At 64.8% G+C, this 13,449-nt stretch carries 12 protein-coding genes and 1 pseudogene; 6 read left to right on the top strand and 7 right to left on the bottom strand.

The window, feature by feature from the left end; all coding sequences use genetic code 11:
* The 4 genes and pseudogenes from KBA32_RS11285 to KBA32_RS11270 form a co-directional block, all read left to right on the top strand.
* On the top strand, positions 1 to 1,283 hold a 1,283-nt coding region (locus tag KBA32_RS11285), incomplete at its 5' end, for an amino acid permease (protein WP_294358968.1).
* Positions 1,284 to 1,336: 53 nt separating this feature from the next.
* A pseudogene (locus KBA32_RS17150) lies at positions 1,337 to 1,504 on the top strand (ABC transporter permease); the annotation flags it as partial.
* Positions 1,505 to 1,616: 112 nt separating this feature from the next.
* A complete protein-coding gene (locus KBA32_RS17145) occupies positions 1,617 to 1,919 on the top strand; it encodes an ABC transporter permease (protein WP_367113777.1) in 303 nt (100 codons plus the stop codon).
* A 180-nt stretch (positions 1,920 to 2,099) separates the two neighbouring features.
* Complete coding sequence (locus tag KBA32_RS11270) at positions 2,100 to 2,624, top strand: gamma carbonic anhydrase family protein (protein ID WP_294358966.1); 525 nt, start codon at positions 2,100 to 2,102, stop codon at positions 2,622 to 2,624.
* A gap of 58 nt (positions 2,625 to 2,682) precedes the next feature.
* Here the strand turns inward: KBA32_RS11270 and KBA32_RS11265 are convergent, their stop codons facing one another.
* The 6 genes from KBA32_RS11265 to fliW all read right to left on the bottom strand — a co-directional run bounded on the left by KBA32_RS11265 (position 2,683) and on the right by fliW (position 9,515).
* The gene (locus KBA32_RS11265; RefSeq protein ID WP_294358965.1) at positions 2,683 to 5,523 is read right to left on the bottom strand and encodes a cation-translocating P-type ATPase; all 2,841 of its coding nucleotides are present in this window, start codon (positions 5,521 to 5,523) and stop codon (positions 2,683 to 2,685) included.
* A gap of 205 nt (positions 5,524 to 5,728) precedes the next feature.
* On the bottom strand, positions 5,729 to 6,241 hold the full coding sequence (locus KBA32_RS11260) for an asparaginase domain-containing protein (RefSeq protein ID WP_294358964.1): 513 nt from the start codon (positions 6,239 to 6,241) through the stop codon (positions 5,729 to 5,731).
* A 23-nt stretch (positions 6,242 to 6,264) separates the two neighbouring features.
* On the bottom strand, positions 6,265 to 7,035 hold the full coding sequence (locus tag KBA32_RS11255) for a LamB/YcsF family protein (protein WP_294358963.1): 771 nt from the start codon (positions 7,033 to 7,035) through the stop codon (positions 6,265 to 6,267).
* 15 nt (positions 7,036 to 7,050) lie between these two features.
* Positions 7,051 to 8,073, bottom strand: coding sequence for a biotin-dependent carboxyltransferase family protein (locus tag KBA32_RS11250; protein WP_294358962.1), 1,023 nt, complete (start codon positions 8,071 to 8,073; stop codon positions 7,051 to 7,053).
* Positions 8,073 to 8,864, bottom strand: coding sequence for a 5-oxoprolinase subunit PxpB (gene pxpB / locus KBA32_RS11245; protein ID WP_294358960.1), 792 nt, complete (start codon positions 8,862 to 8,864; stop codon positions 8,073 to 8,075). The genes KBA32_RS11250 and pxpB overlap by 1 nt, the downstream gene beginning before the upstream one ends.
* A 222-nt stretch (positions 8,865 to 9,086) precedes the next feature.
* Entirely contained in the window at positions 9,087 to 9,515 is a 429-nt protein-coding gene (gene fliW, locus KBA32_RS11240; protein ID WP_294358958.1) for a flagellar assembly protein FliW, read from the bottom strand.
* A gap of 176 nt (positions 9,516 to 9,691) precedes the next feature.
* Here fliW and KBA32_RS11235 point away from each other — a divergent pair, with 176 nt between their 5' ends.
* Positions 9,692 to 12,007, top strand: coding sequence for a Tex family protein (locus KBA32_RS11235; protein ID WP_294358956.1), 2,316 nt, complete (start codon positions 9,692 to 9,694; stop codon positions 12,005 to 12,007).
* Positions 12,008 to 12,339: 332 nt separating this feature from the next.
* On the opposite strand, the gene KBA32_RS11230 is transcribed toward KBA32_RS11235, so the two are convergent.
* Entirely contained in the window at positions 12,340 to 13,053 is a 714-nt protein-coding gene (locus KBA32_RS11230) for an ISAs1 family transposase (protein WP_294358954.1), read from the bottom strand.
* Between the two features lie 62 nt (positions 13,054 to 13,115).
* Here KBA32_RS11230 and KBA32_RS11225 point away from each other — a divergent pair.
* The coding region (locus tag KBA32_RS11225) for a transposase (protein WP_294358953.1) at positions 13,116 to 13,449 on the top strand (334 nt) is incomplete at its 3' end.

Here is a 13,449-nt window from a genome sequence, read left to right as displayed (position 1 = left end):
GCGCGCGCTTCGTCGATCCGGCGTTCGGCTTCGCCATCGGCTGGAACTACTGGTACAACTGGGCGGTGACGATCGCCGTCGAACTCGCCGCGGCAAGCATCGTGATGAAATTCTGGCTGCCCGACGTACCCGGCGTCGTCTGGTCCGGCGTCTTCCTGGCGCTGATGTTCGCGCTCAACGCGATCTCGGTCAAAGGGTTCGGCGAGAGCGAGTACTGGTTCGCGCTGATCAAGGTCGTCACCGTGATCGTCTTCATCATCACCGGCGTGTACATGATCTTCGGCCTGATGCACGGCCAGGAGGCGGTGGGTCTGACCAACTTCACCAGCGGCGACGCGCCTTTCGTCGGTGGACTGCCGGCAATGATCGGAGTGGCCATGATCGCCGGTTTCTCGTTCCAGGGCACCGAACTGATCGGCATCGCCGCTGGCGAGTCGGAAAACCCGTCGACCAGCATCCCGCGCGCCGTCAAGCAGGTGTTCTGGCGCATCCTGCTGTTCTACGTGTTCGCCATCCTGGTCATCGGCCTGCTGATCCCCTATACCGATCCGAACCTGCTCAAGGGCCAGGTCACCGACATTGGCGTCAGCCCGTTCACCCTCGTCTTCCAGAACGCCGGCATCGCCTTCGCCGCCAGCGTGATGAACGCCGTCATCCTGACCGCCGTGCTCTCGGCCGGCAACTCCGGCATGTACGCCTCGACGCGCATGCTCTATGCGCTGGCCTGCGAGGGCAAGGCGCCGAAACTGTTCGCCCGCCTGTCGGCCAATGGCGTGCCACTGAACGCGCTCTACGCGACGACGCTGGTCGGCGCGCTGTGCTTCTTCACCTCGATCTTCGGCGACCAGACGGTCTACCTCTGGCTGCTCAACACCTCGGGCATGACCGGCTTCATCGCTTGGCTCGGCATCGCCATCTGCCACTACCGCTTCCGCAAGGCCTACGTCGCGCAGGGCCGTTCGCTCGCCGCACTGCCCTACCGCGCGACGCTGTTCCCGCTCGGGCCGCTGTTCGCCTTCGCACTCTGCCTGGCGATCACGCTCGGACAGAACTACCAGGCGTTCATGGCCGACGCGATCGACTGGTCGAGCGTCGCCGCGACCTACATCGGTATTCCGCTGTTCTTCGTCATCTGGTTCGGCTACCGCCTGAAGAACGGCACGCGCTTGCTCGCCTACGATGAAATCGACCTCGACAGCGATACCGGACGCACGACCACCGTCATCGACGACGAAGACGACTTCGACGAGGACAGCGGCCTCGTTCCGCAACCCGCGGAGTAAGTCGCCGCATCGCATGTCGTCGACAAAGCCAGGCACGCGATGGGTTCGAACCCATGCGCACGGCGCTGACCATGCTCGGGATGGTGATCAGCGTCGGCTCGGTGGTGTTGATGATGGCGATCGGCCAGGGCGGGCAGTTTGCCGTGGCGCAGACGATCAGCACGATGGGCAGCAATCTCTACGTGATCAACGTCGCACCGGTGCATCAGGGGACGCAACAGATCATCTCTGGCGCGAAGGACTGGAACGCGACGGTCGTCGGCACGACTCCGGCCTGCATCGCCGCGCGCGCAGTGGTTCCTCAAGGACGGCCAGAACTTCAGCGACGCCGACGTGCGCTCGGCGACGCGGGTCGCGCTGATCGGCCAGACGACCGCCGAAAACCTCTTCGAGGCCGACGAGAACCCAGTCGGCAAGACGATCCGCATCCGCCAGACGCCCTTCACGATCATCGGAACGCTCGCGCCCAAGGGGCAGAATCTCGACGGCCGCGATCAGGACGACGACTTCTTCATCCGCAACCTCGCCGCCGCGGCCGATTCGGCAGCGAAACGACGCACGTCATGTCGCTGCTGCTCGGCGCCATCGCGTCCGTTTCGCTCGTCATCGGCGGCGCGTTGCTCGTCGATGCGCTGAGCGAGATGGTCATCGTCATATCGGGCGACGCCGTCCTCGTCGCCTTCGCCGTTGCCGCCGGAGTTGGCGTATTCTTCCGGATTTATCCGGCCCGGAAGGCCGCCGCGCTCGACCCGATCGAAGCCCTGCACCACCAATAACCCACTGATTATCAAACCTTTTGTTTTGCAAGGACAGGAAATGTCGATTTATTCGCTCGGAGAACTCTCTCCCAAAATCGATCCGGACAGCTGGATCGCCCCCAACGCCACCGTGATCGGCGAAGTCGAAATCGCCAAGGGCGCATCGATCTGGTGGAGTTGCACGCTGCGCGGCGACACGGATCTTCTCTCGGTCGGCGAAAACAGCAACATCCAGGACAACTCGGTGCTGCACACCGACCCGGGCATCCCGCTGGTCGTCGGCAAGAACGTTACCGTCGGCCACCGCGTCATCCTGCACGGCTGTACGGTCGGCGACAACAGCCTGATCGGCATGGGCTCGACGCTTCTCAACGGCGCCGTGATCGGCAAGAACTGCCTGATCGGCGCCAACACGCTGATCCCGGAAGGCAAGGTCATCCCCGACCGCTCGCTCGTCGTCGGTCTGCCCGGCCGCATCGTGCGCGAACTGACCGACGAGGAAGTCGCCAACCTGCAACTCAGCGCCGACCGCTACGTCGCCCAATGGCGACGCTACGTGCGCGAACTCGGGTCGCCGCTTTAACCAGCGCCATCGATCGCAGTGCGAGCCGCGCGTCGGATGATGCGCGGCCCGTTTTCTTTCAGCCTCGGCGCCCGCGACAGACCAGCTTGCGCAGCTCGACGGCCCACAACACGCTGCTGCTGATGACCACACTGAACAGCCATTCACCGACAGTCAGCGCCTCGGTGTGAAATGCCGTTTGCAGGAAGGGCACATGCACGACGGCGACCTGCGCCAGGCTGACGCCAACGATGGCCAGCCACAGCCAGCGGTTGTCGAACAGCCCGCAAAAGGCGCTGCGCGTGCGTGAACGCGCATTGAACGCGTTGAAGACCTGGAAAAAGACCAGCGTGGTAAAGGCCATCGTCTGCGCACGCGAGGCGTCGCCGGTGCCGCCGGGGATCAGGCCACCGGGCAGGATCCAGTCGGTGGCAGCCAGTGTTCCCACGCCCATGATCGCGCCGACGAAGTAGATGTCGCGCCACATCGGCCCGTCGATCACGTGGCTTGCCGGGTCACGCGGCGGGATGCGCATCACGTCGTGGTCGACCGGGTCGGCGCTCAACGCCAGCGCCGGCGCGGAATCGGTCAGCAGGTTCACCCACAGGATATGGACGGCCAGCATCGGAACGGTGATCGTCGAGCCGGACTCGCCCTGCAGGCCGATGACGCCGGCCAGCAACACGCCGAAAAACATGAAGAACACCTCGCCGGCGTTCGACGAGAGCAGGAAGCGCAGGCACTTCTGGATGTTGGCGAAGATCGTCCGGCCTTCTTCGACGGCGGCGACGATCGAGGCGAAGTTGTCGTCGGTCAGCACCATGTCCGCCGCCCCCTTGGAGACGTCGGTGCCGGTGATGCCCATGGCGATGCCGATGTCGGCCTTTTTCAGCGCCGGGGCGTCATTGACGCCGTCGCCGGTCATCGCGGCGATATAGCCTTCGTCCTGCAGGGCGGAGACGATGTGCAGCTTGTGCTCGGGCGCGACGCGGGCATACACCGAACAATTGCGTACGGCGTCGCGCAGCTGCGCGTCGTTCATCTTCTGCAACTCGGCGCCGGAGAGCGCGCGCGCGCCCTTCTCGATGATTCCCAGTTCGGCGGCGATGGCGGCGGCGGTGATCTGGTGGTCGCCGGTGATCATGATCGTACGCACGCCGGCGGCACGTGCCGCCTCAACCGCGATGGCGGCTTCCGGGCGCGGCGGGTCGATCATCCCGACGACGCCGAGAAACACCATTTCCTCCTCGTGCCGTTCGGTCAGGCCGTGTTCCAGCGCCGCGTGCGGCAGCAGGCGGTAGGCGACACCCAGCGTGCGCAACGCGTCGGCGGCCAGTGCGTCGATCGTCCCCGCCCATTCGCTGCGCCGCTGGTCGGTCAGCAAACGAGGCGTGTCGCCGACCTGCTCGTGCGTGCAGCAGCCGAGCAGCACGTCGGGCGCGCCCTTGGCGGCGATGCCGATGAAGCCCGCGTTCGTCGCGTCGCGGTGCGCGGTGCTCATCATCCTGCGTTCGGAGGTGAACGGCATCTCGCCGATGCGGATGAAGCGCTCGTCGAGATAGTCCCGGGTGATCCCGGCCTTGCGTGCGGCGACGATCAGCGCGGCTTCGGTCGGGTCGCCCTGGATCGTCCAGCGCTCGCCCGACTTGACCAGCCGCGCATTGTTGGCGAGTTCCGCCGAATAGAGCAGGCGTTCGACCGCGGCCTGCAGCGGCCCTGACTCCAGCGGTGCACCGCCATGCGTCAGGCCGCCCTCGGGCGCGTAACCGATGCCGGAAACGTCGACCGCGCCGTCGGGCACGACGACGCGGCGCACGGTCATCTCGTTGCGCGTCAACGTCCCGGTCTTGTCCGAGCAGATGACCGTCGTCGAACCGAGCGTTTCCACGGAACTCAGGCGGCGGACGATCACGTTGCGTTTGGCCATCCGCGCCATGCCCATCGACAGGGTGATCGTGTTGATCACCACCAGCCCGGCCGGCACCGCCGCGACCGCGAGGGCGACCGAGAACATCAGGATCGCCACGAAATGCTCCAGCGAGTATTCGCCCCGGTTGAGCCACGTCAGCGTCGCGCCCATGATCACGGCGAGCGTGATGACCAGCCGCCCGAGGAAATAGCCAACGTGGTCGAGCTCCTTCTGCAGCGGCGTGGGGACTTCCTGCGTCGTCTGCAGGCTGCCGGCGATGCGGCCGATCTCGCTGTTCGCACCGGTCGCCACGACGACGGCCGAGCCGCGCCCGGTGGTCACCGAGGTGCCGCTGAACACCATGTTTTCCTGATCGCCGATGCCGGCCTCCACGGAAATGACCTCCGGATTCTTCGACGCCGGCGAACTCTCGCCGGTCAGCGCGGCTTCGGCGACGCGCAGAACGATCGACTCGATGACCCGCGCATCGGCCGGCAGGGTGTCGCCTTCCTCGATCAGCAGGATGTCGCCCGGCACCACCTCGCGGGCGGGGATCTGGCACGGCTCGCCGTCGCGCAGGACGCGCGCCGTCGGCGCGGCCATCGCCTTGAGCGCTTCCACGGCCTCCTCGGCGTGGCGCTCCTGCAGATAGCCGAGCACCGAGTTGAAGATGACGATCGCGACGATGGTCAGCGTCTCGTACGGAACGCCGTGGGCGCCCTCGATCAGCCAGGCGGTCAGCGAGATGACCGTGGCGAACAGCAGCAGGATGATCAGCGGATCGGCAAACTGGCGAAGGAATTTCACCCACTCCGGCACCGGGCGCGGCGCCGGCAGTTCGTTCGGGCCGTGCAGATGCAACCGGGTCTTCGCTTCGGACGGGCTCAGGCCGCGCGCCCGGCGGGTTTCCAGCAGGTCAATCAGGTCATCAACGGGCAAACGGTAGGGCGGCAAGGATCGGCGAAGCTCACCACCGGCGAGCGCATTGGCATCCGGTTCGTCCGCGTTCATGGTGCTGCCTCCCTTCAGACCCGTTCAACGACACGTTCACAGGCTTCATTCAAGACCATGCGGCGCCGCACGCCAAGGTCAAACGGCGCCGGCCGACACGGTGGAGCAATGCAGCGCACACCAGAAACGCTCGCTGTCACCCAGGAAAGCAACGGGCCGCGCACCTTCCGATGCGCGGCCCGCGTTCTTCGCATGTTGCAGGACCCTACAGCGCGTCGCCCTCGAAGACGCCGACCTCCTTGTTCTTGCGGATGTTTTCCCAATGGAAGCAGCGGCCGTTCATCACGATGTAGACGCCCGGCTGCGTCAACTGCGCGGCGAGCACGGCGCCGCCGAGGTTGAACAGCGCGTCGCTGCCGGACACCGAGTACGGGACCATCGCGCCGGTGAATACGATCTTCTTGCCGGCCAGCGCCGGGTCGCCAGCTTTCACCGCCTGGCCGAGCACGGCGGCGGTTTCCGGCATGGTGTCGGTGCCGTGCGTGACGACGATCATCTTCTCGTGCGCCTTGCGGCAGGCGCCGAGCACGCGCTGGCGGTTTTCGTCCTGCATGTCGAGGCTGTCGACCATCTGGTTGATTTCCAGCTCGATCGGCACGCTGCTGCGCACCTGCTTGATGATGTCGGGCAGGTGCGTGTCCTTGAAGGTCAGCTGGCCGCGGATCGCGTCGTACTGTTTGTCGAAGGTGCCGCCGGTAATGATGATGCGCAAGGTCATGGGTCGCTCTCCAGGGGAAGGGGTCAGACCAGTTCGGGAATCGTGGTCAGCACGTAGCCGGCCTTGAGCAGGCCATCGCGAATCGCCTGTGCCGTCGCCACGGCGTCTGCGTTGTCGCCATGCACGCAGATGCTCTGCGGATTGACCGGAATGCGCTTGCCGTTGATCGAGATCAGCGCGCTTTCCTCGACCATGCGCATGACGTGCTGCAGGCTGGCCTCGGCGCCGTGAATCATCGCGCCCGGCTGGCTGCGCGGGACGAGGTTGCCGTCGTCCGTGTAGGCGCGGTCGGCGAAGATCTCCTCGACGATAGTCAGATTCAGCTCACGGCCGGCCAGAACGAGCTGCGAGGCGGACGGCGCCAGCAGCACGAGCGACGGATCGAGCTTCGCTACCGCGCGCGCGACGGCGTCGGCCACCTTGCGGTCGGCGCAGGCGATGTTGGAGAGCGCGCCGTGCGGCTTGACGTGCGTCACCCGTCCGCCCTGCGACCGCGCACACGCATCGAGCGCGCCGATCTGGTAGATGAGCATGGCTTCGAGTTCCACCAGCGGGATGTCCATGCGCCGGCGGCCGAAGCCCTGCAGGTCGGGGTAGCCCGGATGCGCACCGATGCTCACGCCGCACTCTTCCGCGAGTTTGGTGGTTTTGCACATCACCAGCGGATCGCCCGCGTGGTAGCCGCAGGCCACGTTCGCGGAGTTGACGATGCGCAGCATGGCGTCGTCGCTGCCCATGTCCCAGGCGCCAAAGCTCTCGCCCAGATCGGAATTCAGATTCAGTTTCTTGCTCATGTTTGCTCCACGGATTTAGTAGTCTTCGCCGCCCAGCCAGCCGTAGCCCATGTCGTCGGACATCGAGCACGGCGCCGGCAGGCCGAATTTGACGCCGGCGACCCAGTCGCTCCAGCGCTTCTCGCGCGCGACGAGCGCATCGCGCGCTTCACGCACGCTGACGGCGGCAAAGCGGATCGTGTCGCCCGGTTTGGCCTGCCCGAGACGCGGCAGGTCGGCGGAGATGACGGTCGCTATCTTCGGATAGCCGCCGACGGTCTGTGCGTCGGCGAGCAGGATGATCGGCTGTCCGTTGCCCGGCACCTGGATCGAGCCGGGCGTGACGCCGTCGGAGACAATGTCCGCAGCTGCTTTCGACACATGCGCGAGCGCCGTGCCTTCAAGTCGCACGCCCATGCGGTCGAGTTGCGTCGTCACCGTGTATCCGTTTTCGACGAAGGCCTTGGCCGACGCCGGGTCGAAGTGATCCTCCTGCGGGCCGAGCACGACGCGGATCGGGCCTTGATCGTGCGACCAGGGCTCGGCGCGGTACTCCTGGAACTTCGGGTCGCGGATCGGCTTGGCCGCGAGCCGGTTGCCCGTCGCCAGCGGCCGGCCGTCAACGCCGCCGATCAAGGCGCGCTGATAGGTCGACCGGCTGCCGAGCTGGATCGGCGTATCGATGCCGCCGCCCACCGCGAGGTAAGCCGTTCCGCCGGCGATGTAGCCGATTTCCAGCGTATCGTTCGCTTCCAGCGTGAAGCTCGTCCACGGCGGCACCTCGCGCGCCTGCCCAAACTCGCGCTTCAGGGTTGCCGTGATGTCGCCGGTCAGCACCATGCGGAAACGGCCATCGCGCGCGACGAGCGTCGGGCCGGCGCCGCGAATCTCGATGCAGGCACTGTTCGCCTCGTTACCGACCAGCGCGTTGGCGCAGCGCGCCAGCATCGGGTCGATCCAGCCGGAGACGGTGATCCCCATATGACGAAAACCAAGCCGGCCACGATCCTGGATGCTGTTGCCGATGCCGCCATCGATCACTTCAATCAGCGCTCGCATCACTTGCCCTCCTTGCCGACGAGCAGACTCTTGCGCTCGAATGCGCCACCGGCAACGGCGTTTTCCCTCTCGACGTACGTCGCGCGATCGATCGACTGCCAGCGCACGCGGTCGCCCGAAGCGAGCAACGACGGCGCTTCGACTTCCTTGGCCGAAAACATCGGGATCGGCGTGCGCCCGAGCAAGCGCCAGCCGCCCGGGCTCTCCCACGGATAGACCGAGCACATCGAACCGGCGACGGCCAGCGAGCGTGCCGGCACCACCTTGCGCGGCGAGGCGAGGCGCGACATTTCGAGTTCCTTTGGCAAACCGCCCATGTACGGGAAGCCGGGCATGAATCCGATCATGTAGACCTGAAAGGTCGCCTCGGTCATCAGCGCGATCACGGCGTCGCGGGTCATTCCCTTGGTTTCGCACAGATCGTTGAGATCGGGCGCGAAGTCGTCATCGAAGCAGACCGGGATCAGCCAGTGCCGGCCTTCCTGCGTCGCCGCGCCCGAGGATTCCGCCATCAGCGCAAGCGCCTCGCCGAGACGTTCGCCGTCGCAAGCGAGCGGGTTGTAATGGACGGTCAGCGAGCGAAAGGTCGGCACGACGTCGACGATCGCTGCCAGATCCTTGTTCGCGCCTTCCTTGCGAGCCGCGTCGAGCGCCGCCGCCAGCCCGAGCACGCGCGCGTGCAGCGCCGGGTCGATGCGCACGCCGAATTCGACGGTCCACGCCGTATCGCCGACGGGGAGCAACTGCAGCGCGGGGGCAACGTCCATGAGGGATTGTTCGTCAATAGCCATGCTTCAACCTGCCGAATACGGCGTTCGCCAGGCCGCAATGCAAAGAAAACATAATCAGAGCCAACAGAGGGTGAAAGGAGAGGTGACTGCGCAAACCCGAAAGAATGCCAACTCGCTTTGGGCGCGCTTCATCGAGAAAGCCGGGAGTCTACAGAGAGCACCCGGCTTTTTCCAGCGTTGCTTTGTGGCACAGCCGGCCCCGGCCGGGTCCGGCGGAGAGAGTCAGCGCGCGCGGTAAAGCAGCGTCGGATGCACTTCGCGCAAGAACTTCTGCATGCCCTTGCGGCTACGCAGGTTGAGGATCACCGGCGAGCGGGTGTTTGCCGCGATCTTGCCGCCTTCCGCCTCGTTGCGATAGACAATGACAACGACCGCGGCATCTTCCGGTCGCTGCAAGTCGATCAACTCGCAATCCGCGTCCGACAGGTCGATCTGGTACTCGATATCGAATGACTCCGGCTCGACGATCGAAAACAGCACGTTCGTGTCATCGAGCGATTGCAGCCAGAATATCGTCGCCTTGCCCTCCTCGTGGAAAAGCTTGAAGCGCTTGCACTGCTCGAAGCCCGCGATACCTTCAGGGAAGGTGATCAGGGTCTCCGGATCAATCTGAAAATTCTTCAAGCCAAGACGTTCGATATCGATATTCATCTCAAGACCCCGATAAAGTTGAGCACGCAAGTACGGCCGCCCCATTTAACCCGAATCGTATACGGCCTGCAACAAAGCAACGCGCATTTGTCATTCCGGGCGCACGCCGTGCCGCATACTTGAGTTTTACGTCCCGATTGCGCATAGTTCGCCCTTTTTTCGAGACCGGAACGCTGATGGCATCCTCCGCAGAACTCCGCATCACCCAGAAGATCGCCGAAGAAATCGGCAGCACCCTGCACCAGGTCGTCGCCGCTGTCGGCCTGCTCGACGAAGGCGCGACCGTGCCGTTCATCGCCCGCTACCGCAAGGAAGTCACCGGCGGGCTGGACGACACGCAGTTGCGCACGCTCGACGAGCGCCTGACCTACCTGCGCGAACTCGAAGAGCGCCGCGCCGCGATCCTCGCCTCGATCGACGAACAGGGAAAACTCACGCCGGACCTCGCCGCACAGATCAACGGCGCCGAAACCAAGCAGAGCCTCGAAGACCTCTACCTCCCGTACAAACCCAAGCGCCGCACCAAGGCGCAGATCGCCCGCGAAGCCGGCCTCGCGCCGCTCGCCGAAGCATTGCTCGCCGACCCGACGCTGAAACCCGAGGACGAAGCGGAGAACTTCATCAACGCCGACGGCGGCTTTGCCGACGCCAAGGCCGTGCTCGACGGCGCACGCCAGATCCTCATGGAGCAGTTCTCGGAAGACGCCGCGCTGCTCGGCAAGCTGCGCGAATATCTGGAGGAACACGGCGTCGTCAAATCGACCGTCGTCGAAGGCAAGGAAACCGAGGGCGCCAAATTCCGCGACTACTTCGACTACTCGGAGCCGGTCAGCGCTGTACCGTCGCACCGCGCGCTCGCTCTCTTCCGCGGGCGCAACGAAGGCGCGCTGCAAGTCGCACTGGTGCTGGATTCCGAACTCGATGAGGCCAACAAGCCGGTCGGCCACAACCCCTGCGAAGCGCGCATCGCCAAACATTTCGGCATCGCCGACCAGGGTCGTTCTGCCGACAAGTGGCTGGCCGACACCGTACGCTGGACGTGGCGCATCAAGGTCTTCATGCACCTCGAACTCGACCTGATGAACGCCCTGCGCGAGCGCGCCGAGGAAGAAGCGATCCGCGTCTTCGGCACCAACCTGCACGATCTGCTGCTCGCCGCGCCGGCCGGCCCGCGCGCGACGATGGGCGTCGACCCCGGCATCCGCACCGGCTGCAAGATCGCCGTCGTCGATGCCACCGGCAAGCTGCTCGACACCGCCACGGTGTATCCGCACGAACCGCGCCGCGACTGGGACGGCGCGCTGCACACGCTGGCCGTGCTGGCGAAGAAACACAACGTCGACCTCGTCAGCATCGGCAACGGCACCGCCTCGCGCGAGACCGACAAGCTCGCCGCCGACCTGATCCAGAGGGTGCCGGAACTGCATCTCACCAAGATCGTCGTCTCCGAAGCTGGCGCATCGGTCTATTCCGCCTCCGAATACGCCGCGCGCGAGTTCCCCGAACTCGACGTGAGCCTGCGCGGCGCCGTGTCGATCGCCCGCCGCCTGCAGGACCCGCTGGCCGAACTCGTCAAGATCGACCCGAAATCGATCGGCGTCGGCCAGTACCAGCACGACGTCAGCCAGACCAAACTGGCACGCGCGCTCGACGCCGTCGTCGAGGACTGCGTGAACGCCGTCGGCGTCGACGTCAACACCGCCTCGGCGCCGCTCCTGACCCGCGTCTCCGGCCTCAACAGCACGCTCGCCGCGAACATTGTTTCTTACCGCGACAAGAACGGCGCCTTCACCAACCGCAAGGCGCTGCTTGAAGTGCCGCGCATGGGCGCCAAGACCTTCGAGCAGGCCGCCGGCTTCCTGCGCATCAACGGCAGCGACAACCCGCTCGACGCCTCGGCGGTGCACCCGGAAGCCTACCCGCTGGTCGAGCGCATCCTGGCCGACATCAAGAAGGGCATCCGCGACGTGATCGGCGACTCGCGCCTCGTCAAATCGCTGCAACCGACGAAATACACCGACGATAAATTCGGCCTGCCGACCGTGCAGGACATCCTCAAGGAACTGGAAAAGCCCGGCCGCGACCCGCGCCCCGAGTTCAAGACCGCCGTGTTCAAGGACGGCGTCGAAGACGTCAAGGACCTGCGCCCCGGCATGCTGCTCGAAGGCGTCGTCACCAACGTCGCCAACTTCGGCGCCTTCGTCGACATCGGCGTGCATCAGGACGGCCTCGTCCACATCTCGGCGCTCTCCAACAAGTTCGTCAAGGATCCGCGTGAAGTCGTGAAAGCCGGCGACGTCGTGCGCGTCAAGGTGCTCGAAGTCGACCTGCCGCGCCAGCGTATCGCCCTCACCATGCGCCTCACCGACGACCCGGCACCGAACCAGAAGAGCGGCGGTGTGCCGATGAGCAACAAGGCGAAACAACAGCAACAACGCCAGCCGGAACCGGCCGGCGCCATGGCTGCGGCGTTCGCCAAGCTCAAGCGCTGATTCCGGCGTTGCCCCGGCTTATCCGGGGCATTCGGCTGCCACGTTCGCAGACATTGCCAGTACTTCCCGTTGCGCATGTATTCGCTATTCGCGAATAGCGAATGACGGAGTTACGCGATGCCTCGCCCAAGATCCAGCCGACAAGTTGCGCTACGACCTCAGGACCTGGTCGTCCTGTTTCGCCTGGCACTCGAACACGGCCCGGCACCGACCCACGCGGCTTTGGCTGCAGAACTCGCTGCAGAACTCGGCATGACCGCTTCCGAGGTTCACGGTGCGGTTGAACGCGCAATCGCCGCGCAACTGGCCCACGGCAATCGCTTACACATTCATCATTGAATTGATTTCGTGGTGCTCGTCTGAGACCGAGGCCGAAGGCCGAGGAGTTCAGCGCGGTAGAGCGGTTTTCGGGAAGCACGGTTGCGGCGCTGACGGAGACCGCTCTTGGGATAAGCGGTATCGAGGCGGAGCATGGCGAGAGTAATTTTGCGCAGCAGCGAGAGATTGCGTGCGGCGTCCTCTTTGCGCACCCGGCAGGCGTCTTCCCGGAAGGTCACGTCGAGGACCCAGTGCATCGACTCGACACTCCAGTGCGCGCGGATCGCTTTGAGTTCGTTGCCTTTGCCGGCGACGCCTTCCTGGCCGAGCGTGAGTCCCAGCGCGGTGGCGTAGGCGCTTACCAGATGCAATGGCGGGATCGCGCCGTCCTTCGAGCCGCACACCGTCTTGCCGTCGAGCGCAATGATGTCTTTCACGACGCCAACAAGGCCACCGATCCATTCGCGGAAGCATGATTCGAAGACGTCCGGATCCAGTACGCGGAAGACGTCGCCAAAGGTGTCATGCGAGGGTGTGCCCTGTGGAAGGTCGAGAAATCCTTTGAGCCAGTCCGCTTCGTCTTCACACCACTCGGCGACTTCGACCCAGTCATCCGCGCCACACAAGACCGCGCAGATCGCCATCACGAGGATCTCGCGCAAACCATTGCGCTTGGCTGGTCCGCGGCGCGGGTCTTCCAGGCGGGAAAAGATCGACAGCAGGGTCATTTTGACTCTCGCAAAATGCGAGAGTAGACGACATTTCTCAGGACGGTTGCTTCGATAGCCTGGTGCTCCCTCATGGCAATTCCGACTGCATGCAAATCTTCAGGGACGAGATCGCCTGCCGCCACCCCAACGACAACATCACCATGGTTCTCGATGGTGCTGGCTGGCACAAAAGTACGGAATTTCAGCTACCCGACAATCTGCGCTTGCTCTTCCTGCCACCGTATTCTCCAGAGCTGAACCCGCAAGAGCACCTCTGGGACGAGCTCCGAGAAAAGCATTTCCACAACCGCGTCTTCGACAGCATCGATGCCCTTGAAGATCAACTCGTCAGTGCGCTACGCAGCCTCGAGGACGCACCGGATCGCGTCCAGAGCATGACCGCCCGGGATTGGA

Origin of the sequence: Propionivibrio sp., assembly GCF_017995515.1 — a bacterium.
Classification (GTDB): domain Bacteria; phylum Pseudomonadota; class Gammaproteobacteria; order Burkholderiales; family Rhodocyclaceae; genus Propionivibrio.
This window is presented reverse-complemented; position numbering and strand designations above follow the sequence as displayed.